We start from the raw sequence: 24,256 nt of genomic DNA on the forward strand, positions 1-24,256 counted from the left end.
AGATGCCCTATCACATCAGCGTCCCGCCTGCATTGTCAGGTCGCGCCGGCATTCTATCCACCTGTCGAGCACTTTTGGCCAATGCCGAGCGGCGATCACGGCTTGGCAGCTAGGCCGCGACCTTCGATAATCCACGACACCGACATGCGAGACCCGCCATGCTTCTGAACCGCGAACGCGCCAATGCCGTGATGGACCGCCACGGACTGCAGGGTCTCGTCGCCGCCTTTCCCGAAAATATCTATTATCTCTCTGACTATTGGGGCCCGATGTTCCTGATGTCCCGCAATTACACGCTTTATGCACTGCTGCCGCGCGATGAGAGCGCGCCGGCGGCTTTGATCATGCCCGGCACCGGCGTCTATCATCTCGAGCATAAGCCGACCTGGATGCCCAATGTCGCGACGTTCATCACGCGCATCGCGCCCAAGGCGATCCCGCCGCGCGACTTTGAGTTTTCGACCGAGGCGATCGACGAAGTGGGGGACCAGGCTGTAACCGCGGAGTCGATCAAGGACGCTCCGCTCACCCCTTACCCCACCCGCCAGGGCGCCGCGATGGCGCCGCGCGACCAACAATTGTTCGATCGTTACGCCATGCACCGTGGCGGAGCAGAGACGACCGCGGCGCGCGCGCTGGCGGCGGCGATCCGGACGGCGGGGCTGGAGAAGGCGCGACTGGGCTTCGACGATCCACGCGTGCTTGGTTGGCTTGGGGCGATCGGATTGGAAGAGCTGAGCGGGGTCGACGCGCTCAACATCTTCAAGGAAATCCGGATGGTAAAGAGCCCCGACGAGATCGAACTGCTGAAGGTTGCGGGCCGGATGAGCGAGACGGCAATCAACCGGGTGATCGACGCGATCGAACCGGGGATGGCGCTCGACGAGATCGGCCGAATCCATGCGCTGGCGATGGCCGACCAGGGCGGCACCTCCGAATGGATCATCGCCAATATCCGAGGATTGGCGACCGGTTCTGTCGAACCGAACGAGCTTATCAAACTCGACTCGGTGGGAAGCTACAAGCAATATCGCGGCGATGTTGGCCGCTCGGTCTTCTTCGGCGAACCCACCGCCGAGATGCTTCGCCGGTTCGCCGCGGTCGGCAGCGCGCTCGCGATAGCCTATGAGAATATCCGCCCGGGGAAGACTTTCAAGGAGATCGTCGACCTCACCTTGAAGGCGGTTCATGATAAGGGCTTCCCCGGCTTCGTGATCGCCGGTCCGCACTCGGTGGGCCTCGAGCATACCGACCACCCCGTGTCGGTGGGCGATCAAATGCCGGGGCATCATCCATTGTGCTTCGAGGAGAATATGGTTTTCACCCTCGACATGCCCTACCATGAGTTCGGTTGGGGTACGACGCATGTCGAAGACATGATGATCGTACGCAAGGATGGCTGCGAAGCAATTACCTCAATGGATACCCGTCTGCGGGTGAAGGGGATCTGACGCGAAGTCGTCGTCAAAGCTCATGGGAAGGGCCGGGGAGCGACGCGGCATTATCCCCCAAATACCGACTTCTGCCCCGGCCTTGGCCAACGCAACATCGCGATTTGCCCGGTGCTCGACAAGGTGACGAACAAGGTCCGCATATCCGGCCCGCCGAAAGCCATCGCCGTCACGACCGGATCGGGTAGCTTCACCGTCTCGATCACCTCACCCGCCGGATTGACCGTGAGCACCGCACCCTGGCGGACTGCGGCGATGACGAGGTTGCCGCTCTGTTCGACCGCGATATTGTCGATGGACATGTCACCGCCAAGGCTTGCCACCAGCCGGGTCTTCGGGGCGCCGTTGACCATTTCCACCTGCCCCGGCCCGATCAATGTATACGCGACGATCTGCCGCTTCTCGGACAAGGCCACAAACAAGGTCCGCCGATCGACGCCCAGCGAAATGCCGTTCGGGGTAAGCAAGGGGTAAGCGATCTCGCGCAGTTCGGAGCCATCGGCCTTGCCCCAATAGAGGCCGCCATGATCGCGCGACCGGGCATAGCCCTTACCGGTATCGGTAAACCAGAAGCCGCCCCATTCATCGAAGACGATGTCATTCGGCCCTTTCAGCCGGTTACCGCCCAGCCCGTCATAAAGCGTTCGGAACGCGCCGGTCTCGAGATCTACCCGTTGGATCGAGCCCCCAATATAGGTCGGCGGCACCCCCGCGACCATCGTTCGCCCATCGGTGGACCGGAAAGCAATTCCCCCGTCATTGGCGATATAAGCGGCCTTGTCCGGGCCGATCGCGCAGCCATTCGGGCCTCCGCCCAGATCCGCCACCACCGTTACCCTGCCATCCGGCCACGCCCGACTGAGTCGGCCCCGTGCGATCTCGACGAACAGCACGCTGCCGTCAGCCAACGCCACCGGGCCCTCCGGGAAGCCCAGTCCCGATGCCAGAATTCGCGGCGGATCGGCAAAGGCAGCCCGCGGCAACAACGCTGTGGCAAGTCCGGCCATACCAAGGCCCAAAGCCCGACGGCGATCGATCATTTTTCGTTCTCCAGCACATCATCGGCCACAGCGCTGGCCCAGGCCTCGGGCGCATCATAGCTCGGCGTCGTAAAGGCGCCGACAGAGATCGGATGCAGCCGGTAATCGGGACGGATCTTCATGAAGATGTCCTCCTGTGGATGCAGAGCGCCGCCCGGGAAAGACAGCAGCATGCCGGTAGGCTTCACGCGCGCCAGCACGCTCGCGAAATCATATTTGAAGATCGCGTCGTGAGCCCACCACCAGTTCGGCGCGGCAGTGAAGAATTGCAGCACCGAGGTCTGCACGTTGGCATCGCTCGCCTGATCGGCACCGACAATCGCGCGCACCGCATCCCAGCGCCTTTGCAGATGTGCGCCGCCGGGCAAGGGTGTACGATCGAAATGCGGTGCCTCGATCAGTTTGCGCGCGGTCGCAGTATCGAAAATCGGCGATCCATCGAAGATCAACCGGCTTACCCGATCCGGATGGGCATCGGCAAAGGCCAAGGCGATGCTCGAACCAGTATCGACGCCCAGCACGACGGCGCGCTTCACCTTCAGCGCGTCGAGCACAGGAACCAGGATAGCCGCATAGTCAGCGGCGCCAGGCTCGGCCGACGGAGCATCCGAAAAGCCATAACCGGGCAGATCGATCGCGATCGAAAAGATGCCGCGCTTCGCCAGCAGACCCTGCGCGCGCTCGAACTGAACCGAGGACCAGAACATTTTGTGGAGTAGCACCAGCTTTGGTCCGTCCTGCGGCCCCTCGGTCCGAACGTGGATCTGGCCATAAGGCCCGTCGACATAGAGCCGTTTTGCCTGCGCGGACCCCGCGGCGGCCATCGCCAGCAGCGCCGCCAACCCGAACCGGATCAGCATAGCCCCCACGATCCGCAGCAGCGAATCGACAAAGGCGCATTGAACATGACGAGCCATAGATTTCCTTCCGCGAGGGAGGCTGGATCGACTTCGCCCGACACCAAAGTCATGCCTGCATTTTGTCCGCCCCGCGATCATCCAACGAAGCGGTGCCGCTTCCGCCAGACGATGATGGCATGGATGAATTCGAAGGAGATTTTCGATGGCAGAGCATAACGGCATGAACCGCCGCACCCTTATCGCCGCCGCCGCTGCCCTGCCGCTCGCGGCAAAAGCCGCCGCCGCCGCGCCGTACCGCGTGGTGGCGAACGGGCTGCTCTATCCAGAATGCCCGGTTGAGATGCCGGATGGCAGCATCCTGATTGTCGAAATCGCGCGTAAGACACTCACCCGCATCGCTCGGGACGGGAGCACGCGCATCATCGCCGAACTCGGCGGCGGCCCCAACGGACTCGCGATCGGCTCCGACGGCGCGGCCTATGTCGCCAATAATGGCGGGCTCACCTTCCAGCGCGTCGATGGCGCGCTGCGCGTGCTCGGCGTACCCGAAGATTATCGGGGCGGATCGATCCAGCGAGTCGATCTGGCGACCGGCGCAGTCACGACACTCTACACCCATGCCGCATCCTATCGGCTCAACGCTCCCAACGATCTCGTGTTCGACGGCTCGGGCGGGTTCTGGTTCACCGATACCGGCAAGGACCGGGCCCGCGAACGCGACAATGGTGGGGTCTATTGGGCCAAGATCGACGGATCGGAGATCCGCGAAGTCGTCTTCCCACTTCAGAAGCCGAACGGCATCGCGCTCTCACCCGATCGCAAAACGCTGTACGTCGTACTCAACGAACAGCGCATGATCATCGCCTATGAGATTGCCGGGCCCGGCAGGCTCGCAATGGATGGCGCCCGGCCTCGCCGGCGTCTGGTCGCCGGGCTCGATCGCCAGCCCATCGACAATATCTCGGTGGAAGCCGGTGGCAACATCATCGCGGCCTGTTGCGTGCCTGGCGGGCTCACAGTGTTCGCGCCCGAAGATGGCCGGATCGTCGAACGCTATCCGCTTGACGACATATTGGTGACAAGCCTGGGCTTCGGCGGCCGCGATCTGCGCACGGCCTATGTCACGCTCGCCTCGACCGGTCGGCTAATCGCCATCCCTTGGCCGCGTGCGGGCCTGCCCTTGTTAGGCTGAGCCCGTCGCGGCCTCGTATTGAAGGGCCCGGCGAGAGGCCCCCCTTCCTTCCGTTATTTCGACTTGGCTCAATGCCTGTTCGGGACGAGCGGCGTTGGGACGGAAGGCGTGATCATCGCCGTTCCATATTCGCCGCCTGTCGATCATTCGAGCCTGCCTGTTTGGCAATCCCGCCACGCGAACAGATGGTGAGCCAGTCGCACCGCCCGCGCCGTCGCCGGGCCAATCATGATGTGGAGTCGTTCGGACATGCTTCTCAACAAGGAACGCGCTTATGCGGTGATGGATCGCGAGGGCCTCGACGGCTTGATCGCAGTTGCGCCGATCAACGTGCGCTATCTTTCGGACTATTACGGTGCGCTGATGCGCATGAACCGACTGTTCTACAACTATGCCGTGCTGCCGCGCGATCCTAGCGCGCCTGCGACGCTGATCGTCTCCGGCGTCGAGCACCTGCGCTTCTTCCACCGGCCGGATTCGACATGGATGCCCAGCATCCAGAGCTACGTACATCCGGTCTATCAGGACAGGCGTGATTTCGATCCCGATGTCGAAGATGCGGAGCATGTCGAATATGGCATGAAATGGCCGATCCGCCACGACACACTGAGCCCGACAGACACCGAATATCTGAAGTTCATGGAGGGAAATCGCGGCAACGCCTCGGTGAACGCCACCTATGCGCTGAAAAAAGCTCTGGTCGAGGCCGGCCTGTCGGATGCAGTCGTCGGCGCCGATGATCCCCGCGTCGGGCCGTGGCTCAACGAGATCGGCCTGCCGAACCTTCAGGTCCGCGACGCCTATACGACGTTCCGCGACATCCGCATGATCAAGACGCCGGCCGAGATCGCGATCATGCGGCAGGTCGCCACGATCAACGAGGCCGCGCTCAACGAGACGATCGCGTCGTTGCAGGTGGGTATGCCGCGTACCGATCTGGAGATCATCTACAATACCGAACTGGCCAAGCGCGGCGCCCGCGGCATCTATCTGGCGACCGGGCAAAACGGCACCAACCAGAATCTGGGCCGCGTGCTGGAGGGCGAATCAATCACGTTCGACGGGTTGTGCGATTATCAGAACTATCTCGGCGATCTTGGTCGCATCGCGGTATGCGGCAATCCCAAGCCCGAACTCGCCCGCCGCGCCAAAGCACTCGAGGTCGGCTGCGCCCGCGTGCTTGAAGTCGTAAAGCCCGGCATCACCGGTCGCGAAGTTTCCGATGCGGTGATCGACGCGGTGCGCTCGGCCGGCTTCGAGGGCTTCTTCTTCGCAACGCCGCACTCGATCGGGCTCGAACATTCGGATCACAAAATTCCGGTCGGCCCGATCCTGCCCGGCGGCTATGGCGAGTTCGTGTTCGAGGAGAATATGATTTTCTCGCTCGACATGCCTTATTATGAAATTGGCTGGGGCAATCTGCATGTCGAAGACCAGATCCTCGTCACCAGGGATGGAGTCGAGCCGCTGACGAGCTGCGACGTATCGCTCAGGGTGCTGCCGGGCGCCTGAAAGTCCTCCAATTTGTCATGTCACACTTGATTCTGCATCCATTGCCGCATCGCTTTCGCTAGAGCCCGAGCGTTGCGGCAATGGTCCTCATTTCATGAGGAGGACGGAATTCACCGCCCCAGCCCCAGAACATAATCCGCCACCGCATCCGCCCAAGCCTTCGGCGCTTGATAATCGGCCGTCATCCCGGTCCAGCCGATTTCCTTTAACGTGAAGCCCGGATGCACTTTCTTCGTCGCGAGCGACACCGCGCGCAGCTGGTCGCCGGGATAGGTTATCAACATCACCGGCTGCTTCACCCCATCAAGCGCAGGCCCGAGTGGATAACTGAAAATCGCTTGATGGCCGTAGAGATAATGCGGCCCGGCCTGGAAGAACTGCAGGATGCCCGTCTGGATCGCCTCGTCCGTCAGCCTGCCATTCGCGCCCAGTGCAGCGACTTCCTTCCAGCGTGCGAGCAAGGTTGCGCCGCCTGGTTTCGCCGTCCGATCGAATTCGGGCTCGGCGAGGAACGTCTTGAGCTGCTCGCCCCCGAAGATCGGCGGCCCATCCAGCACAAGCGCGCGGGTGCGATCGGGATGGCGCAGCGCGAAGGCCGCCACCAGGGTCGCTCCGGTATTGGCGCCTACCATTACCGCCTTCTCCACGCCGAAGCGATCGAGCACCGGGATCAGATCGTCGGCATAATCGTCCGCGTGCGGCTGCTCAGTCGGGCTATCCGACAAACCGTAGCCGGGCAGGTCGATCGCGATCGACCTGATGCCACGTGCGGCCAGCCATGGCTGTGCCTTGGAGAATTCCACCGACGACCAGACCATCTTATGGACCAGCACCACCGTCGGCCCGGCGGTCGGCCCATCCACGCGGACATGAATCTGGCCCCAGCGTCCGTCGACATAAGCGCGATAAGCCTGCGCCGGCGCCGCGGCGGCGGGCACCGCCATCATCAACGCGCAACCGGCGGCAAGCATCGTCCTGGCAAAGCGCATCGTCTCGTTCCTTCTGAACATCGTCAAGCCGCGAGCAGCTTCGTCTGCCGCAGCATTTTCTCGTCGAGTGGATATGACAGCATCAGCAACCAGCTGAGCGTCACAAGAGCCGCCGGAATCAGCGATGCACCGGCATATAGCGCGAACGTCGCCGAGGTCGGCTGCGCCACCAGCGCGCCTTGCGTCGTCGAGATGAAGCCAGCGGCCGACAGCACGACGCCGATAATGCCAGCGCCCAACGCATAGCCCAGCTTCTCGACGATCGTGTAGATACTGGAGAAGATTCCCTCGCGGCGCAGACCAGTACGCAGCCGATCAAATTCCATCACGTCCGGCAGCATTGCCACGCTCATCAGCGTCGTTCCCGCCGCCGCGATGCCGTTGATAGCGCCCCGCACCCAGATGGCAGGCATGGTGATGCCGGCATCTGTGAAGAACCAGCTGATATAGGTAATCGCCAGCAAGCCAGTGGCCAGCAGATAAGCGGGGCGCTTGCCGATCTTGCGGCCGAGCCACACCCAAACCGGAATTACGGCCACCGCGACCAGGTTTTGCACCAGGGTCAACTGGGTTAGCCCGCCATATCCGATCTTGACCACATTGAGCAGGAACAGCACCTTGGTTGTGCTGATCATCGCGATGGCGGCATATTGCGACAGCTTGATCGTCATCAGCAGCACGAACGGCCGGTTAGACGCCAGGGTCGAGATCATCTCGCGCCGCGTGAAATGCGATCGCGGCGCGGCAACCATCATCCGGGCGTTTCGGGTTCCGAAGAAGCTGATCAGCATGCTTAGGCTCAGCAGTCCGCCAGCGACTGCCCCCATCATCGCATAGCCCATCGATCCGCCACCGAACCAGCCGATAAGCGCCGCGGCGCCCGCCGATGCAGCGATCTGACCAAGGCTGATGAAGAAGGTGCGGAAAGATAGCAGACGGGTCCGCTCATGATAGCCATCGGTCATCTCACCGGCCATCGCAACATAGGGCACCGAAAATAAAGAATAACCGGTCGAATAGATCACCAGCGCCATCCCCATCCAGATCAGCAGCCCGGTCTCACCAAGTTTGGGCGGCATGAAAATCATCAGGAAGGACAGGCCGCCGACCGCTGCCCCGGCGAGCAGAAAGGGTCGGCGGCGACCAATCCGGCTCTTCGTGCGATCGCTGATCGTGCCGATCGCGACATCCGCACCGACATCGTAGAGTTTGGAGAAGGTGAGCAACAACCCCGCCACCGCGGCGGATTGGCCGAGCACTGTCGTCATCATCGCCGGAAACAAGACGGTCACGACGTTGAGCAGGATGGCGATACCGAACGATCCGATGCCGAAGCCGAGGCACAATCGCAGCGGTAGATGCACCTCCCGTTCGGCAGGAACGGCAATTGGCACGGCGGTCGTCGAAACGGTCATATGCGCTCCCGATGAAGCCGCGAGCCTAACATGGTTGGCGCTTCGGCCTATCCACAGGGGGCCATTATCCACCGATCGGATAAACCAGGCGTCGCGCTGGCAGCAATCGGTGCCGGGCGCGCATCGATAGGCGATCAGGAGGGACCATGCCGCATATCCGCCGTTCCTATATCGACGGCCGCTGGGGCCAGATCCACACCCGCATCGGCGCCGGCCCGCACGACCGCCCGCCTTTGCTGATGCTCCATCCCACGCCGAAATCGGGCTGGATCTACGAGCCCCTGATGGCTGCATTGATGTCGAACCGCACCGTCGTCGCCCCTGATACGCCCGGTTATGGCGCGAGCGACCCCCCGCCGGTGCCAGCGTCCATCGAGGAGTTCGCGAGGGAGATGGCGGCGCTTATGGCGCAGCTCGCGGAACGGGGCGATGTGCCAGCGGGGCCTTTTGACGTGCTCGGCTATCATACCGGATCAGTAACGTCTGTGGCGATGTCCGAACTGGCGCCGACCGCGGTGCGCAAGCTGGTTCTGGTCTCGCTCGCCGCCTATCCGGCCCAGGTCCGCGCGGCCAAGCGCGAGGGACTGCGCCATTGGCCCGTGCCGAAGGAGGACGGATCCCATCTCGGCGCGCTGTGGACCCTGATGCAGGGCCTGTTTGACCGGCGCATCGATACCGTCTGGAAGCATGAATCGCTCACGGAAAATCTGCGATCGGGTGCTCGAGCGCATTGGGGCTATGACGCGGTCTATCGGTATGATTTGCAGGCGGCACTGGGCCGGCTCGCCCATCCGGCGCTGATCCTCAATCCCGAGGACGATCTGTGGATTCCGACGCGCGAAAATGCACCGCGCGTGGCGCATGCTGATTATATCGAGCTGCCCGATCTGAAACATGGGCTGTTCGAGTTGGAACCCACGAAGATCGCAGGATTGATCGTGAAATTCCTGGATGGATAGGGGCATCAGGCCCCCAGAAACGGCCCGATCAGCGCTGCCGCCTCCACCGGCTTTTCCTGATGGACGAACGATCCCGATCCCGGCACCGTCACCACCCGCACATCCCTGATCTTTGCTTGCGCCACCGCGTTGAAGCGCAGATAAGCGCCGCGATCAGCACTTACCACCAAAGTGGGCGCCTCGATCCTGGGCAGATAATCTGCCGCGCCCAACAACCCAACGCCCCGCTCACTCGCCAGCTTCCAGTCACCGGCACGCGCGTTGCTGGCCGCCTGTTCGGTCGAGATACGCGGATCGACAGTCCCAAAGCGCGCCTGCTGCTCGGCCGACGAACGGATCAGCCCGACGCCGGCAGCCGCGCGCTCGGCATCCTGACGGTCAAGATCGGCGCGGTGCATGGCTTTGCCCATCGCCGTGCTGATCAACGCGAGCTTGCGGATCCGCCCGGGATAGGTCGCCGCGATCAAAAGCGAGATCACGCCGCCATAGCTGTTGCCGAGAAAGTCGCAGCGGCCGACGCCGATCGCGTCGAGCGCAGCGAGGATCATCGCCGCGGCCTCTGGCACAGTCATCACATGCGGCGCGGGGCCGTTCATGCGGGACTCGCCATGGCCGGGCGGATCAATCGCGATCAGCCGTCGGCCCGGCGCAAGCAGAGGCGCGATCGCGCGCCAGTCGGCGATCCAGCCACCAAGCTTGGGCAGCAGTACCAGCGGCGCGCCCGCCCCCAGGGTCGCATAGTTGATCGAACCGCCACCGACCGCAACCTGCCCTCCCCCGGTCCATGGCGCATCCGCCGTGGCGGCGCGGGCCGGCACCGTCGCCAGCGCCGTCATACTGGCAAACAGTCCGATCGTCTCTCGACGGGTGGCGGTCGTCATCGATGTCCTTTCAGGAAGGCGTCTGCCCGAGCGACAGCATTGGTGCGAATCGCTGCGTAGAAGAGGGCAATATCGTGATAGTGCATATTGCCGCCGCCCGGAATCGGATCGAGCCCAAGCGCAGCAGGCGGTGGCGTCACCAACAACACCCCATTCTCGCATCGCGCGCCAACGGCGCCGGCTACGACCGGGGGCGTCAGGCCGGCTCCAATAGGCAAGGTGCCGGGATTCAAGTCCTTCCCCGCCGACGGCTGTGTGGCATCGAAGGTCAGCGGATTGACGCACAGCAGCTTCGGATCGCCACCGTCGTGCACCTTGCGATATTTGGCCTCGTTGCGCGCAATATAGCTGGCGGTTTCCGATCCCTCGAGGAAACTCGCCCAGCTGATAACGCATCCGGTCTCGATCGAACCGCGGCACGGCTGAAGATGCTTATAGGTCGTACCGAAGTCGCCTTCGGATATGCCAAGTCCGATCGCATAAGCGGCGACCATATGCGCGGCAGCCGGCATGCCATCGATGCGTTCGCGCAACAAGCGCAGGACATGCAGCGCCCCCTGACTGTGACCCACGAGCATGAACGGCCGTCCATGATTGTCATGCGCTATATAATGATCAAACGCGCGCAATACGTCGCCATAAGCCAGATCATACGCATCCTCGCCGCCGGTGTTGCGATCGGCAAAAGCACGGAACGATGCCTGGCGGAACCAGGGCGCTAACACGCGGCAGCAAGCGTTGAAGACGCCCGCCTGTCGCGCCATCAGCGGGACATTCGGACCATCAGCACGTGACTCTTCAGTCAGATCGGCGTTCCAGCGCGCGTCGCGGAAGGTGGTCGGGTGGACATAGAAGACATCCACCTTCGGATACCGCGCGACGGGCAACGTGCCGGGTGCAGCCGCCCGCATCATCCGGCCGGGCACCCAGGATGCGGAATTATCATAGTCGGGCGCAGCCGTTGCCGGGGCGACAGCAGCCGATAGCACGGCGATCAACGGCAGGATCATCGCGGCATTCCAGTGCGAAAGACGGGATTGGCCCCGAAGGGATGGTCCGGACCGAATTTGCGGCTCCGACGATCGATGTGGAGAAAGCGGGGAACGGTTGGACGCGACTTGATCATCGCGCTCCTGAAAGAAGAACCCCCGCACCTTGCGGTACGGGGGTTGGTAACTCGATCAGTATTTGAAGCCGACGCGGACACCCACGGCCCGCCGCTCCGGCGGCGCGAGGACTATCAGGCTCAGGCCCTGCGCCGCGCTGCTGTTCGGGTTGGCATTGCGCAGGATGTTTGTCGGAGTCTTGTCGTCGAACAGGTTGCGGGCGAAAAGTTCGATCGAATAGACATCATTATGCGCGCCGATCGCGCCATGGACGACATTGGCCGGCGCCGTCCAGGCGACATTGGCCGCGGTCTCGTACATCTTGCCCGTATAGACATATTGACCGTGGACATAGCCGGTCCACTTGTCGTTAATCGGCTTTTCATAGCTGACGTTCAGGCTGGCCGTATAGGCTGGATAACGTTCCATGCGATTGCCGACCGGATTCAATACGCCGTTGATAGCGAGACATTCGGTACAGCTCGTGAACTTGATCTTCGTCGCCGCCCAATCGAAGGTGCCATCGACCGTCAGCTCGTCGGTGATCTTGCCGGTCGCCTGCAGTTCGATGCCCCACAGGTCGGTTTTGCCGCTCGGCAGCAGGAAGGTGTTGGTCTGGGTCGTCGTGCTTGCTGCCGTCGGCCTATAGGCGATATTCTGGCTGATCTGCCGGCCGCGCCATTTGCCGTAATAGGTCGACGCGAGAACGGTCAGGTGCCGATCGAGGAACTGGCCTTTGACGCCCGCTTCCCAGTTGGTGAGCTTCTCTTCCGGCACGTTCACCGGCACCGCGAACTGGGCAAGCACCTGCTGGCGCTGGAAGTCGGTCAGTGTCGTCAGGCCACCGTTAAAGGTACCCGGACGCCGGCCCTCAGAATAGGATACATAAACGTTCAAATTCTTGCGGACTTCATAGTTCAGGATCACGCGCGGCGTAAACGACTTGAACGTGTTTTCCAGATGGGTGTTCGAGAAGTCGATGTCCTGCTTCACCTGATCCCATTGATAACGGCCTTCGGCACTTATCGAGAGCCCCGATACGATATCATAGTTCAGCGAACCGAAGATACCGATCGTGCGCGACGCACCCACCGTCAGGCGGCTGAGTTCGGAGATCGTGGTGCTCGACGTTGGACGATAGGCGCGGCCGACGAACGTGTTGCTCAGCTTGAGATAGTTGGCCCCGACAAGGAAGCTGAAGCCGCTCATCTTGGACGAAGCGAGCCGCAACTCGGCGGACGTGCTCTTGTCGTTGTTCGGAATGAATACGGTCGACGAATAGCCGGTGCCGTCATTACCACGATTATAGGTGTCCGTGATCGCGCCCCACTGATTGTGGCTCTTGCCCAACGCGCTCGACAGCGTGAAGTCGCCCAGCTGAAGATCGGCGAGCAGATTGGCCTGATAGGCGCGCCGCTCAAGGCCCAGATGGTCGATCAAATCCTGTGAGACGGCGCTTTGACCCTGCGCGAGCAGCAGAGCAGCCAGCGGCGGCGTGTTATTCTGCGACAGACGATTGGCGGGAACGCTGGAGATCTCGCCGCAACGATAGTTGAGGCCGTTCACCGCACGGCCCGAGCCGCCAAGATTGCAGTTATAGTCCGCCTCGGTGAGCGCGGCCTGTGCCGAAGGTCCGTCGCTGTCCTTCCAGGCAGCAAAATAACCGCGGATCTTTAGCGTCTCGGTGGGCGTGGCGAGAAACGAAGCCGAAATCGACTTGGTTTGCTCGTCTCCAAGCCGTCCGGTGCCGTTGAAGTTCTTATATTCGCCCTTCTTGTCATAATAGCGGCCCGAAACGCGGATTGCGAGCTTGTCCTGGATCAGCGGCCCCTCGACCGAGGCGCTGATCTCAGCCTTGTCGCGGCTCGTATATGAGGCCTGGCCCTCCACCGAATAATCGGTGAGCGACGGCGTCTTGGTAATGAAGTTGATCGCACCGGCAAAGGTCGCGCGTCCGAAATAGGCGCTCTGCGGGCCGTTAACGACTTCGACGCGTTCAATATTGTTCAGGCCTGGGATCGATCCGGTCGGGATCGCTACGCCGTCGATGAAGACGGTAACCGGGACGGACATCCCGCGGATCGTGAAATTGACAAAGCCTCGATCGTTCCGATTGGCTCCCGAATTCTGATAGCGCAGGCCGGGGACATTGCCGTTGAGGCTGTTGAGGTCGGTAATGTTGCGCGATTTCAGCGTGTCACCACCGATGGCGGTGATCGACAGCGGAACGGCGATGATATTCTCGCCCCGCTTGCGGGCGGTCACCACGATATCACCCGCGCCAGCATCACTGGCGTCGGCAGCGTCAGCCGGCGTAGCGGCCGTCGCATCGACCTGTGCGGCAGCGGGTGTGGCCATCATGAGCAATGCGGTGCCGAGGGCGAGCATGGACGGAACGGTGTAAAAATTGGACTGGCAGGTGCGCATCGTCGAATACCCCCTTGATTGGTCTGGCCATCCGCCGGCGATCTTTATCGCTTTCGGGCCAGCGACCTTGCCCTGAAACAATCTTATGGAAGGCTGAGCGGATCGAGTCGCACATCGAATTTGTCCACCAGTCGAGTATTTTCGGCTGACACAGATCATCGTGAAATCACCCGAAAACGCAGCGGCGCCATGCCGACAGCATGACGCCACATCTGTTAACGTACTGGAATAGATCATAGATGACCCTGGAGCAAACCGGGGGGGGACATCGTTATCCGCGGAGAATCAGCTGGGCAGCGTCTGCGCCGCTGCCGCACGGCCCGCGAGCTTTCCGAAGGTGGTCGCGGTCAGCAACCCGTTGCCCGCCATGTAGCCGTCGGCCCCCGGGCCCGAAATGCCGCGCGCCGCGCCGCCGCCGGCAAACAGATTCGGCAAGCGCGCGCCATCGACGGTCAACACACGGCCATCGCTATCGACCACGAGACCGCCCTGCGTGTGAAACAGAGCACCCGTCACCTTCACCGCAAAAAAGGGACCGGCCAGAGGCGCTTTTCCCGTGAAGTCGCGACCAAACGGATCGGCGGCCCCAGCCACATAGTCAGCCACCTGCGCCACGGTTTCGACCAGCGCATCCGCCGGGAGCCTTGCAGCCTCGGCCAGGTCAGCGACCGATTCCGCCTCGATCACCGCACCGGCGCGCAGAGCATCGCGATAATCGTCGAAATCGAGCATCAGGCGGTGGAGCCTCTCGTCGAAAATCGACCAGGCGACATGGCCCGCCTGCGCATTCACCCTGGTGGCCTGCTCCGAATAGCCGGTCGCCTCGTTCGAGAAACGACGGCCGTCGCTGTTCACCTGGAAGCCTCCTTCCATGATGACCGGCCAGAGGATCGGGATGCCGTGCCCCGCCGCGAGCCCACCATGGCCCTGATAGCCAGACATATCCGCGACCGCCCCACCCAAAGCCTCGCCCCAGCGCACCGCGTCGCCCTTGTTCCCAGGATGGCCGTGATAGACCGCCCCGATCATGTCGGGGATCCAGCGCGCGACAAGATCGGCATTCCCGCCGAATCCCGAGCAGGCAAGGATCAGGGCATCGCAGCCGATCGTCTCAATCGCCCCATCCGGCCGCCGCAGCATGACACCCTTCACGCGATCGCCCTCGGCGATGACGTCCACGACCGCGGCGTCGGTTAGGATCATCACACCGGCCTTGGCCGCCGCCTCTTCCAGCGCGGCCATCAGTTCGCCGCCGGTGCGGTTCGGCGTGCCGTACATCCTCCGCACGCTGTGCCCAGGATAGAGAAAGCCATCGACGAGCGCGAGTGGGACATGATGCGTGTCGCGCAGCCACGCGATCGTCTCTGCCGATTCCTCGGCCAGGCGCAACGCGATCGCGGCATCGGTAGCACCCTTGGTTTTTCCAAGGATATCGGCCGCGAATCGCGCGGGGCTATCCTCGATCCCGGCCGCAGCTTGCTCGGGTGTGCCGGCGGCGGGGATGAGCCCGGTCGACATGGCAGTGCTGCCCAGGGGCGTTGGATCCCGTTCGATCACGAGCACTTCCGCACCAGCGTCGGCCGCTGCCAAAGCGGCGCACAGGCCGGTGCCGCCGGCGCCGACGATCACGACGGCAATGTGGGGAGTGTCGGTCATCGGCCTGTCCTTTTGAAAGTTTCAGATCTTCCCGTGTCGGGGAACAACAAAAACGGTTTCACAAATATGCCCACGGCCGCGCCACGCGATCGGCGTCGCGAAATGCCTCGATCGCATCCCGGCGCAGCAGGGTCAGATCGATCCCATCGAGCCCGCCGCCCAGCATCGCCTTCGCCTCCTCGTCGATCTCGAACGACCAGACCGCACCCGCCACGTCGACGACAACCTGATCCTTCAGCATGATGGTCAACGGTTGCGCGGCGGCCGCTAGCGGCACCGGATCGATCGCGATCGGCAAGATGCCGTTGCGCACGCAATTGCCACGAAAAATCGGGTTGAACGAGGGCGCTACGATCGCCCTGATCCCGTATTCGGCCAGCGCCCACGCAGCATGTTCGCGGCTCGATCCGCACCCGAAATTGGCTCCCCCCAGCAAGATCCGCGCGTTTGCATAAGCCGGCTGGTTCAACACGAAATCGGGGTCGGGATCGCGCCCGCCGATCATGGTGTAGCGCCATCCAGCGAATAGGCCGTCGGCCAGCCCGGTCTTGGAAACCGACGTCATCTCACGCGATGGGATGATCGCATCGGTATCGATATTGTCGCGGATCAGCGGGACGGCAACCGACGTCAGAGTCGTGAATTGTTCCATCACAAACTCTCCAGCACGGTCGGATCGGCGATACACCCGGCGACGGCCGATGCCGCGACCGTCTCGGGCGAAGCGAGATGCGAGCGCGTGCCCGGCCCCTGCCGGCTCTCGAAATTGCGGTTGGTCGAGGTGATCACCCGTTCCTGCGAGCCGAAACTTTCGCCCCCGGCAAAGAAACACATCGAACAGCCCGCCTCGCGCCACTCGAAGCCGGCATCAAGAAACACCCTGTGCAGGCCCTCGGCTTCGGCGGCAGCGCGGACACTCGTCGATCCGGGGACGCAGATCGCCCGGACATGCGGGGCGACATGGCGCCCGCGCAGGATCGCCGCAGCGCGGCGCAGATCGGACAGCCGGCCGTTGGTGCACGATCCGATGAAGGCGGCATCGATCGGTTGCCCCAGCGTGCGGGCACCGGCATGCAGCCCCATATACTCGAGCGCACGCGCATCGGCCTCGGATGTTCCGGGCGGCACCTGGCCCATCAGCGGCACCGCTTGCTGCGGACTGGTGCCCCATGTGACCATGGGCCGGACATCTCCCGCATCAATCGCCAGCTCGGCGTCGAATGCCGCATCCTCGTCGCTCGCCAACAGCCGCCATTCGACCACCGCACAATCCCAAGCATCGCCCGCAGGGGCAAAAGGGCGGCCCCTTAGATAGTCGAACACCGTCTCGTCGGGCGCGACGATCGCCGAGAAGGCCGAAAATTCGGTCGCCATGTTGCAGAGAGTCAGCCGCCCCTCGACATCCAGCGCACGCACCGCTTCACCCGCATATTCGACAATATGGCCCTTGGCTCCCGCCGATCCGAAGCGGGCGAGCAGGTGCAGTGCAAGATCCTTCGGAGTGGCACCATGCGCGAGCTGCCCGTTCACCGTCACACGCATCATCTTCGGCCGCATCACGCGCAGGGTGGATGTGGCCAGCGCATGTTCGGCCTCGGTCGATCCGATACCCCAGGCGAGCGCCCCTAGCGCCCCTTGCGAACAGGTGTGGCTGTCAGGACAGACGAGGGTGAGGCCCGGCAGCACGATACCCTGTTCGGGCGAGATCACATGGACGATCCCCTGCCGGGCGTCTCCCAGGTCGAACAGAGTGATGCCGGCCGCCTTCGCCGCCTGGCGTGTCGCGGTGATGAATGCGGTTCCGGTCGGCATGATCGTGCGATCGGTACGGCCAGGTAACGTATCGACGATATGATCCATCGTCGCGAACGCCTGTGTGGGCGCGTTCACCGCCCGGCCCGCTGCGGCAAGGCTTTCGAGCGCGACGCCCCCGGTGCGTTCGTGCAGCAGCACCCGATCAATCAGGACGAGGCCAGTGCCGCCGCCGAGATCGGCGACGAGATGCCGATCCCATATCTTCTCAAAAATCGTGCGTCCCACGGTCGTCACCCTTGTCCATTTGCCGCATCTCACTGCCGGCCGTCTTATTTGCTATGCATATGTATCAAATCATCCGCTTGGCGGAGAGGCGGGAATCGGGCACGAATGGCCCATGGCGACACAAGCGGGCATTGGCCGGGACGACGCGATCCCGCTCTATCATCAAATCTTCCTCGGGCTGCGCGACGAAATATTGTCCGGCCGCCGGCCGTTCGGCGCGGCCGTGCCCACTGAGCACGAGTTGATCGCACACTATGGCGTCTCGCGTATCACCGCCCGACGCGCACTCGACGAACTCGCAGCACATGCGCTGGTCGAGCGGCGTCGGCGCGTCGGCACCCGCGTGATCTTCAAGGCGCCTGCCACACCGATCGAGGCGAATATCGACCAGGCAATCGAATCGCTTATCGCCTTTGGCCGCGATACGCAGGTGAGAGTGATTTCGCTGGACGAGCAGCCGGCCGATGCAGCGGTCGCGGCCCAGCTCGGTCTGGCAGAAGGCGCGACCACGGTGCGCGCGCTGCGCATCCGCTATCTTAACCAGACGCCGCTCGGCGCGGTCGAAAGCTATGTCCCTGCGCATTTCGCGGGAGCGCTGACCCGCGAACGGTTGACGGCAGCGCCCCTGCTCGAAATCGTTCGCGCCGCCGGCCATACGATCGGCGGCGGCACCCAGACGATATCGGCGATCGCCGCCGATCCCTCGCTCGCAGCCCTGCTCGAAACCGACCCGCGCGCGCCGATTATCCAAATCGAGCGTGTCGTCCACAATCGCGGCGGCACGCCCCTCCTGTTCACGATCGCGCGCTATCGCGGCGACCGCTACCGGCTGGTGCTCGATCTGCAGGGTGGGCCACATTCCGCCACCGGCGTCTGATCAGGCCGCCATCGCCGCGATCTCATCGGCGCTATAGCCGAGCTCGCTCAGGATCGCGTCACCATCGGCACCCGCCTCCGGGATATCGTGGCGCAGCGGTGCGCGCGCTCCGTCAAATTCGATCGGCAGGCCTGGCAAGCGGGTTGCGGCACCGCCAGGAATGGTGACGTCCATCAGACCGCCCCCCTGGTTCAGGTGGACATCGTCGAACAGCTCGTCGGGGCGCACGATCGGCGCGAACGGCAGGCCGATCGTCTCCAGCTTCGCAACCAGATCGCTACGGTCCATCCCCGCGAACAGAGCCTGCACCCGCGGCAGGATCACATCGCGCGCCAGCACCCTCTGATTGTTGAGCGCGAAAGCCCGATCGTTGCCGAGATCGTCGAGCCCGAAGGCACGGCAAAAAGTCACCCACTGGCCATCGCTGACGACGCCGACGAACAGTTGTTCATTCGCGGCCTTTGTCTCGAACACGTCGTAGATCGCCCAGGCCGAGATCCGAACCGGCATCGGCTGCGCGGCCTTACCAGTCACCGCCATCTGCGCCATATGCTGGCCGACCAGGAAGGCCGTCGTCTCGTACAGCGCGCATTTCACTTCACCGCCCGTGCCTGTGCGATGACGGCGTTCGAGCGCGGCAAGGATGCCGATTACCCCGAACATGCCACCGGTGATGTCGATTACCGACGATCCCGCGCGCAGCGGCCGACCGGGCGGACCAGTCATATAGGCCAGCCCCCCCATCATCTGGGTGACCTCATCCAAAGCTGTGCGATTCTCATAAGGCCCCTTGAGGAAGCCCTTGGCCGCGCAATGGATCAGGCCCGGATTGATTTTGCTAAGCGCTGCATAACCGAGACCGAGCCGATCTAGCGTTCCGGGGCGGAAATTCTCAATCACGATATCGGCGCGGGCACACAGGCGCTGCGCGACTTCGAGTCCCGAAACGCTCTTCAGGTCGAGGCAGATGCTGCGCTTGTTGCGGTTGAACATCGGAAAATAACCCGCGCCGGACCCCAGCAGCTTGCGCGTCTGATCGCCACCGACGGGCTCCACCTTGATCACATCGGCACCCAGATCGGCCAGGATAACACCGATCGATGGCCCCATCACCATATGGGTGAACTCGATCACCTTTATGCCGGCCAACGGCTGCATGTCGTCACTCATCTATCGATCCCCTTCATGCCCCGTCTCGACAGGCGTAATTTAATTGATATACATTTATAACAATAAAGCCAAGTCGGAGATCGAGATGGACGTCCTAATCAGCGAAGTGGGGCCCCGCGATGGCCTGCAGAGTATCACCGCGATCATGCCGCTGGCGGCCAAGAAAGCCTGGATCGCCGCCGAAGCCGCTGCGGGCGTCCGCGAGATCGAGGTAGGCAGCTTCGTTCCCGCCAAGCATCTCCCCCAACTGGCGGACACCGCCGAGGTCGTCGCTTTCGCCAGGACTATCCCTGGACTCACCGTCGCCGTGCTGGTGCCCAATGCGCGCGGCGCTGAGGCGGCGATCGCGGCAGGCGCGGACAAGATCACACTGCCGCTGTCGGTATCGGAAACCCACAGCCTCGCCAATCTGCGCCGGACGCATGCGCAGATGATCGCCGAGGCGCGCGCCATCGCGACAACGATTGCGGCTTTGCCCCGGCAACAGCGCCCGCATTTCGAGGGTAGCCTCTCGACGGTATTCGGTTGCACGCTCGAGGGCGCGATCCCCGACGCGCTGATCGCCCGGCTCGCCGGCGAACTGGCTGCGGCGGGATGCGATGAGATTGGCCTGTCGGATACGACCGGCTATGCCGATCCAGCCGCCGTCCATCGGCTGGTAAAGCTCGTTCGAGGCGTCGTCGGCGACGACCGGCTGACCGGCATCCACCTCCACAATACGCGCGGTCTCGGGCTCGCCAATGTGCTCGCCGGGCTCGACGCAGGGCTCACGACCTTCGATTCCTCGCTCGGCGGGCTCGGCGGCTGCCCGTTCGCGCCGGGCGCAACGGGCAATATCGTCACCGAAGATCTGGCGTTCATGCTCGACGCGATGGGGATCGATACCGGCATCGACCTGCAGAAACTGATCGCTGTGCGGACAATATTGGCTGAATCACTGCCCGGCGAACCGTTATACGGCTTTCTGCCCGATGCGGGGTTGCCGCGGGGCTTCCGATCGGTTGCCGCGGCCGCCTGATGTATAAGGAGTTCGCACACGATGACGATCGTCGGCACGAAGATGGTTTCGGACGGCAAAACCGCCAGGCAGATTTTCGAAGAGGTGATGGCGAACCCCGCCCGCAGCAAGTTCGGCTTCGGTACCAAGCTCGCCATCGTCAACGTCGATTTCCAAAATGCCTATACTAGGATCGACGAGTTCAAGACCGCTTATGAGACGGATCCACGCCAGATCGAGCATGTGAACCGCATCTCGCATCTCGCGCGGCGTAAAGGCATGCCGGTGATCTGGACCCATGTCGCTTATTTGGGCAATGCCGCCGATGCCGGCGTCTGGGGTACGCGCACCAACACGCCGGACAGCCTGCAAAATATCAAATATGGTTCGCGCCGCCACGATTTCGACGAGCGCTGCGAAATCGATCCGTCTATCGACGTGATCTACGACAAGCGCATGCCGTCAGCCTTCTTCGAGACGCCACTCCAGAGCCTGCTTGTCTGGCACAGGATCGACACTTTGGTGATTACCGGCGGTTCCACATCTGGCTGCGTGCGGGCGACCGCAGTCGAGGCGCTCAGCCGCGGCTATCGCACGATCGTCCCGATCGAAACCTGCGCAGACAAGCATGAAAGCTTCCATTTCGCGAACCTGACCGATCTCCAGCTGAAATATGCCGATGTCGAACCGGTGCAGGCGGTAGTCGACTGGCTGGAGACCTATAATGCTTGAAGGCTCCGCCGATCCTGGCCTTTATAAGTTCACCCCCTATCGCGACCGGGCGAAAATCGCCTGGCCCGGCAACAAGACGGTCGCGGTATGGGTGTCGCCGAACCTCGAATATTATGAGATCGATCCGGCGGCCAATCCACACCGCAAGAGTTGGAACAGGCCGCATCCCGATGTCGTCGGCTACGCCCATCGCGACTACGCCAATCGCGTCGGCCATTGGCGAATGGCCGACGTGATGAGCAAGCATGGCTTCCCCGGATCGGTAAGCCTGTCGGTGGCCCTGTGCGATCACATTCCCGAGGTCGTCGAGGATGCCAATCTGCGCGGCTGGGAATTCTTCAGCCATGGCATCTACAACACCCGCTACAGCTACGGCATGGACGAGGCACAGGAGCGCGCGATCATCGAGGATTCGATCCGCACCGTGCGGGCGGCGACCGGCCAGACAATCAAGGGCTGGCTCGCTCCTGCGCTTACCCACACCCCGCGCACACTCGATCTGATCGCCGAATATGGGTTGAACTACACCTGCGATCTCTATCATGACGATCAACCAGGGCCCGTGAACGTCGCAAACGGCCGGCTGATCTCGATGCCGTACAGCCTCGAGGTCAACGATCATTACGGCTTCTTCGTGTATAACATGTCACCACGCGAATATGCCGAGACGTTGATCCGCCAATATGAAAGGCTCGCTGCCGAAGGTGAGGCATCGGGCACAGTGATGTGCATCCCGCTTCACAGCTATTTGATCGGCCAGCCGCACCGGATCGGCCCGTTCGAGGAAGTGCTGCGCCACATCGCCGCCGATGGCCGTGCCTGGATCACGCGCAGCGGCGATATCGCCGATCATTATCTGGCCAATCATTATGATCGGGAGACTGCATGATGGCGCTCGATCCTGCCTATCTTGCATATCCGCGCCGCGCACGCGGCATGGACCACGATCTGTACGACTGGTCGAACCTGTTCGATCGCGAGTCCATGATCTGGCCGGATGGCAAGACCGTCGCGGTGCCCATCGTCGTCAGCCTCGAATGGTTCCCGATCGTCCCTACGGACAAACCGTTCCGCGCGCCCGGCCATATGCAGACCGCCTATCCGGACTATCGCCACTATACGTCGCGCGAATATGGCACACGCGTTGGCTTCTATCGGTTGCTCGACGCCTTCGCGAAGGTCGGCGCGCGGGTGGCGGTTGCCGCTAATGCGGCGATCGCGGATCGCTATCCCTCGATTATCGCCGATATCGTCGACGCGGGGCATGAAATCGTCGCCCATTCCACCGATATGAACGGCACGATCGCAACCGGGCTCGATCCGGCCGAGGAAGCCGCGCTTATCGCTGCCTCGCTCGACGCGCTGGAGCGCGTCTCCGGCACACGCCCGACGGGTTGGCTCTCGATCGCCCGCTCGCAAAGCTGGAACACGCCGCGTCTGCTTGCCGAGGCGGGGGTCGCCTATATGCTCGACTGGGTGAATGACGACCTGCCTTACGCGATGCGCACGGCCGCCGGCCCCATCCTCAACCTGCCTCTCAATCACGAATTGTCGGACCGGCAGATCATCACGGTGCAGCAGCAGTCCGCCGAAAGCTACGCGACGCAGATCCGCGACGCCTATAACTGGCTGACAACCGAAACGGAAACACATGGCGGCCGCATGCTGCCGCTCCATATCACGCCCTATATCCTGGGGCTGCCCTATCGGATCGGCGCTTTCGAAGAATTGCTCGGTTGGTTGACGGCCCAGCCCGGTGCCTGGCTCGCACCGGCCCGCGATATTATCCGCACAGTGGATAAATCAAAGTCCTGAGATGGTCTTACGTATGAATTGACGCTGTCCTCCATCCCATTCTGATCGCTTGGTGGTCAATTCGGGATATAGAGGAGGTACGGCGATGATTCTGGAGCGAGCATCCGTCATGGAAAAGGGAGTACCGATCCGTTCGCTCACCCGGGGCCTAGCTGTCCTGCAGGCGATCAACCGCGGCTCATCGCTGTCGATGATGGAGATCGCGCGCTCATCCGAAGTGCCTTATCCTACCGCCTGCCGCATCGTGCAGACATTGCTGCACGAGGGCATCATCGAACGCGAGCCGGCGCGGAAGCGCTATCGCCCGACCGCCCTGGTGCAGACGTTGGCTCATGGTTTTCACGGCGACTCCCATCTGGTGGTGGCGGCGCGGCCCCATATCGTCGATCTCACCCGACGGGTCGGCTGGCCCATCTCGCTGGCAACGCATGTCGGCCATTCGATGATCATCCGCGATTCCACCCACGCGCTGACCGCATTGACCTTCAACAACTATTATCCGGGCTATACCTTGCCAGTGCTCGAATGTGCCGCCGGGCTCGTCTATCTGTCCAACATACCGGCCGACGAACGGGCTGCCCTACTGAACGCACTCAAGCTGCTGCCGAAACGTGCTAACATGCATGTAATCGACCTGCTGGAAAATGGCGCACTGGTCGACGAGATCCTGGCCGACGGCTATGCGACGCGCGGCTACAACCGATTCACGCACAATCCCGGCAAGACATCGTCGATCGCGGTGCCCATCTTCGCCAAGGACAAGGGTGTAGCAGGCACGCTGACCTTGGCCTTCTTCTCATCGTCGACGAAGATGGCCGATGCGGTTGCGCAATTTTCAGGGCCGCTGCGCGATACTGCACTGGCGATCCAGGAGGATATTTAAGTAGGCTCCGGCCTTCGAATGCCCGCGAGGAGGAGAAGCTCGACCTTGGTCCGACGCTCCCGGCGAATGATCTCCGCTTCGATCCAGCGCAACACAGCCTTTTCGCGGCAGGCTTCGGCTGGGGTTTCCGACGGGCAAGGTCGGCCTCGATCTACTTCATCGCCGCAAAATGCTTGACCAAGCTGGCCGGCCGCGGATCGCGCGGACACCACACCACGTTCAACGGCGATCTACGACTGTCCACGCAGCATTGC

At 62.6% G+C, this 24,256-nt stretch carries 21 protein-coding genes; 10 read left to right on the forward strand and 11 right to left on the reverse strand.

Going from position 1 to position 24,256, the window contains the following annotated elements:
- Nucleotides 1–158 precede the first annotated feature (158 nt).
- Nucleotides 159–1,451 (forward strand): M24 family metallopeptidase, encoded by a 1,293-nt coding sequence (locus BLS13_RS08760; RefSeq protein ID WP_093451435.1) that lies wholly within the window; start codon nucleotides 159–161, stop codon nucleotides 1,449–1,451.
- A 50-nt stretch (nucleotides 1,452–1,501) separates the two neighbouring features.
- Here BLS13_RS08760 and BLS13_RS08765 read toward each other — a convergent pair whose 3' ends face one another.
- Complete coding sequence (locus BLS13_RS08765) at nucleotides 1,502–2,491, reverse strand: SMP-30/gluconolactonase/LRE family protein (protein ID WP_218123255.1); 990 nt, start codon at nucleotides 2,489–2,491, stop codon at nucleotides 1,502–1,504.
- Nucleotides 2,488–3,408, reverse strand: coding sequence for an alpha/beta fold hydrolase (locus tag BLS13_RS08770; RefSeq protein ID WP_176943502.1), 921 nt, complete (start codon nucleotides 3,406–3,408; stop codon nucleotides 2,488–2,490). Before BLS13_RS08770 ends, BLS13_RS08765 begins: the two co-directional genes overlap by 4 nt.
- Before the next feature lie 145 nt (nucleotides 3,409–3,553).
- Here BLS13_RS08770 and BLS13_RS08775 point away from each other — a divergent pair, with 145 nt between their 5' ends.
- Together BLS13_RS08775 and BLS13_RS08780 are read left to right on the forward strand one after the other, a co-directional pair.
- Entirely contained in the window at nucleotides 3,554–4,543 is a 990-nt protein-coding gene (locus BLS13_RS08775) for an SMP-30/gluconolactonase/LRE family protein (RefSeq protein ID WP_256325776.1), read from the forward strand.
- Nucleotides 4,544–4,792: 249 nt separating this feature from the next.
- A complete protein-coding gene (locus BLS13_RS08780; protein ID WP_176943503.1) occupies nucleotides 4,793–6,055 on the forward strand; it encodes a M24 family metallopeptidase in 1,263 nt (420 codons plus the stop codon).
- 110 nt (nucleotides 6,056–6,165) lie between these two features.
- On the opposite strand, the gene BLS13_RS08785 is transcribed toward BLS13_RS08780, so the two are convergent.
- A complete protein-coding gene (locus BLS13_RS08785; RefSeq protein ID WP_176943504.1) occupies nucleotides 6,166–7,044 on the reverse strand; it encodes an alpha/beta fold hydrolase in 879 nt (292 codons plus the stop codon).
- 23 nt (nucleotides 7,045–7,067) lie between these two features.
- Nucleotides 7,068–8,459: an MFS transporter gene (locus tag BLS13_RS08790; RefSeq protein WP_176943505.1), complete on the reverse strand. Its 1,392-nt coding sequence runs from the start codon at nucleotides 8,457–8,459 to the stop codon at nucleotides 7,068–7,070.
- 146 nt (nucleotides 8,460–8,605) lie between these two features.
- Between BLS13_RS08790 and BLS13_RS08795 the strand changes: the two genes are divergently transcribed.
- Nucleotides 8,606–9,418 (forward strand): alpha/beta fold hydrolase, encoded by an 813-nt coding sequence (locus BLS13_RS08795; RefSeq protein ID WP_093451693.1) that lies wholly within the window; start codon nucleotides 8,606–8,608, stop codon nucleotides 9,416–9,418.
- 5 nt (nucleotides 9,419–9,423) lie between these two features.
- Here the strand turns inward: BLS13_RS08795 and BLS13_RS08800 are convergent, their stop codons facing one another.
- The 6 genes from BLS13_RS08800 to BLS13_RS08825 all read right to left on the reverse strand — a co-directional run bounded on the left by BLS13_RS08800 (nucleotide 9,424) and on the right by BLS13_RS08825 (nucleotide 17,528).
- Nucleotides 9,424–10,299, reverse strand: coding sequence for an alpha/beta fold hydrolase (locus BLS13_RS08800; protein WP_176943506.1), 876 nt, complete (start codon nucleotides 10,297–10,299; stop codon nucleotides 9,424–9,426).
- Entirely contained in the window at nucleotides 10,296–11,309 is a 1,014-nt protein-coding gene (locus BLS13_RS08805; protein WP_093451447.1) for a DUF3089 domain-containing protein, read from the reverse strand. The genes BLS13_RS08800 and BLS13_RS08805 overlap by 4 nt, the downstream gene beginning before the upstream one ends.
- Before the next feature lie 171 nt (nucleotides 11,310–11,480).
- On the reverse strand, nucleotides 11,481–13,832 hold the full coding sequence (locus BLS13_RS08810) for a TonB-dependent receptor (protein ID WP_176943507.1): 2,352 nt from the start codon (nucleotides 13,830–13,832) through the stop codon (nucleotides 11,481–11,483).
- Nucleotides 13,833–14,117: 285 nt separating this feature from the next.
- Nucleotides 14,118–15,488, reverse strand: coding sequence for an FAD-dependent oxidoreductase (locus tag BLS13_RS08815; protein WP_093451450.1), 1,371 nt, complete (start codon nucleotides 15,486–15,488; stop codon nucleotides 14,118–14,120).
- 58 nt (nucleotides 15,489–15,546) lie between these two features.
- Complete coding sequence (gene leuD / locus BLS13_RS08820) at nucleotides 15,547–16,140, reverse strand: 3-isopropylmalate dehydratase small subunit (protein ID WP_093451451.1); 594 nt, start codon at nucleotides 16,138–16,140, stop codon at nucleotides 15,547–15,549.
- Nucleotides 16,140–17,528: a 3-isopropylmalate dehydratase large subunit gene (locus BLS13_RS08825; RefSeq protein ID WP_093451453.1), complete on the reverse strand. Its 1,389-nt coding sequence runs from the start codon at nucleotides 17,526–17,528 to the stop codon at nucleotides 16,140–16,142. Before BLS13_RS08825 ends, leuD begins: the two co-directional genes overlap by 1 nt.
- A 112-nt stretch (nucleotides 17,529–17,640) precedes the next feature.
- Here BLS13_RS08825 and BLS13_RS08830 point away from each other — a divergent pair, with 112 nt between their 5' ends.
- Nucleotides 17,641–18,405, forward strand: coding sequence for a GntR family transcriptional regulator (locus tag BLS13_RS08830; RefSeq protein ID WP_143011917.1), 765 nt, complete (start codon nucleotides 17,641–17,643; stop codon nucleotides 18,403–18,405).
- On the opposite strand, the gene BLS13_RS08835 is transcribed toward BLS13_RS08830, so the two are convergent.
- Complete coding sequence (locus BLS13_RS08835; protein WP_093451455.1) at nucleotides 18,406–19,575, reverse strand: CaiB/BaiF CoA transferase family protein; 1,170 nt, start codon at nucleotides 19,573–19,575, stop codon at nucleotides 18,406–18,408. It abuts the gene before it with no gap.
- An 85-nt stretch (nucleotides 19,576–19,660) separates the two neighbouring features.
- Here BLS13_RS08835 and BLS13_RS08840 point away from each other — a divergent pair, with 85 nt between their 5' ends.
- From BLS13_RS08840 to BLS13_RS08860, 5 genes are all read left to right on the forward strand, one after another.
- Complete coding sequence (locus BLS13_RS08840; RefSeq protein WP_093451457.1) at nucleotides 19,661–20,593, forward strand: hydroxymethylglutaryl-CoA lyase; 933 nt, start codon at nucleotides 19,661–19,663, stop codon at nucleotides 20,591–20,593.
- Between the two features lie 21 nt (nucleotides 20,594–20,614).
- Complete coding sequence (locus BLS13_RS08845; protein ID WP_176943508.1) at nucleotides 20,615–21,304, forward strand: isochorismatase family protein; 690 nt, start codon at nucleotides 20,615–20,617, stop codon at nucleotides 21,302–21,304.
- A complete protein-coding gene (locus tag BLS13_RS08850) occupies nucleotides 21,297–22,193 on the forward strand; it encodes a polysaccharide deacetylase family protein (protein ID WP_093451458.1) in 897 nt (298 codons plus the stop codon). Before BLS13_RS08845 ends, BLS13_RS08850 begins: the two co-directional genes overlap by 8 nt.
- Nucleotides 22,190–23,119, forward strand: coding sequence for a polysaccharide deacetylase family protein (locus BLS13_RS08855; RefSeq protein ID WP_371128196.1), 930 nt, complete (start codon nucleotides 22,190–22,192; stop codon nucleotides 23,117–23,119). Before BLS13_RS08850 ends, BLS13_RS08855 begins: the two co-directional genes overlap by 4 nt.
- 109 nt (nucleotides 23,120–23,228) lie before the next feature.
- Nucleotides 23,229–24,002, forward strand: a complete 774-nt coding sequence (locus BLS13_RS08860; protein WP_093451460.1) for a helix-turn-helix domain-containing protein — start codon at nucleotides 23,229–23,231, stop codon at nucleotides 24,000–24,002.
- The last annotated feature ends 254 nt before the right edge of the window (nucleotides 24,003–24,256 follow it).

This window comes from Sphingomonas sp. YR710 (genome assembly GCF_900101455.1).
Taxonomy (GTDB): Bacteria; Pseudomonadota; Alphaproteobacteria; order Sphingomonadales; family Sphingomonadaceae; genus Rhizorhabdus.

Coding starts and splice junctions, on each gene's coding strand:
- BLS13_RS08760 (WP_093451435.1), top strand. CDS start 159: ATGCTTCTGAACCGCGAACGCGCCAATGCCGTGATGGACCGCCACGGA.
- BLS13_RS08765 (WP_218123255.1), bottom strand. CDS start 2,491: ATGATCGATCGCCGTCGGGCTTTGGGCCTTGGTATGGCCGGACTTGCC.
- BLS13_RS08770 (WP_176943502.1), bottom strand. CDS start 3,408: ATGGCTCGTCATGTTCAATGCGCCTTTGTCGATTCGCTGCTGCGGATC.
- BLS13_RS08775 (WP_256325776.1), top strand. CDS start 3,554: ATGGCAGAGCATAACGGCATGAACCGCCGCACCCTTATCGCCGCCGCC.
- BLS13_RS08780 (WP_176943503.1), top strand. CDS start 4,793: ATGCTTCTCAACAAGGAACGCGCTTATGCGGTGATGGATCGCGAGGGC.
- BLS13_RS08785 (WP_176943504.1), bottom strand. CDS start 7,044: ATGCGCTTTGCCAGGACGATGCTTGCCGCCGGTTGCGCGTTGATGATG.
- BLS13_RS08790 (WP_176943505.1), bottom strand. CDS start 8,459: ATGACCGTTTCGACGACCGCCGTGCCAATTGCCGTTCCTGCCGAACGG.
- BLS13_RS08795 (WP_093451693.1), top strand. CDS start 8,606: ATGCCGCATATCCGCCGTTCCTATATCGACGGCCGCTGGGGCCAGATC.
- BLS13_RS08800 (WP_176943506.1), bottom strand. CDS start 10,299: ATGACGACCGCCACCCGTCGAGAGACGATCGGACTGTTTGCCAGTATG.
- BLS13_RS08805 (WP_093451447.1), bottom strand. CDS start 11,309: ATGATCCTGCCGTTGATCGCCGTGCTATCGGCTGCTGTCGCCCCGGCA.
- BLS13_RS08810 (WP_176943507.1), bottom strand. CDS start 13,832: ATGCGCACCTGCCAGTCCAATTTTTACACCGTTCCGTCCATGCTCGCC.
- BLS13_RS08815 (WP_093451450.1), bottom strand. CDS start 15,488: ATGACCGACACTCCCCACATTGCCGTCGTGATCGTCGGCGCCGGCGGC.
- leuD (WP_093451451.1), bottom strand. CDS start 16,140: ATGGAACAATTCACGACTCTGACGTCGGTTGCCGTCCCGCTGATCCGC.
- BLS13_RS08830 (WP_143011917.1), top strand. CDS start 17,641: ATGGCGACACAAGCGGGCATTGGCCGGGACGACGCGATCCCGCTCTAT.
- BLS13_RS08835 (WP_093451455.1), bottom strand. CDS start 19,575: ATGAGTGACGACATGCAGCCGTTGGCCGGCATAAAGGTGATCGAGTTC.
- BLS13_RS08840 (WP_093451457.1), top strand. CDS start 19,661: ATGGACGTCCTAATCAGCGAAGTGGGGCCCCGCGATGGCCTGCAGAGT.
- BLS13_RS08845 (WP_176943508.1), top strand. CDS start 20,615: ATGACGATCGTCGGCACGAAGATGGTTTCGGACGGCAAAACCGCCAGG.
- BLS13_RS08850 (WP_093451458.1), top strand. CDS start 21,297: ATGCTTGAAGGCTCCGCCGATCCTGGCCTTTATAAGTTCACCCCCTAT.
- BLS13_RS08855 (WP_371128196.1), top strand. CDS start 22,190: ATGATGGCGCTCGATCCTGCCTATCTTGCATATCCGCGCCGCGCACGC.
- BLS13_RS08860 (WP_093451460.1), top strand. CDS start 23,229: ATGGAAAAGGGAGTACCGATCCGTTCGCTCACCCGGGGCCTAGCTGTC.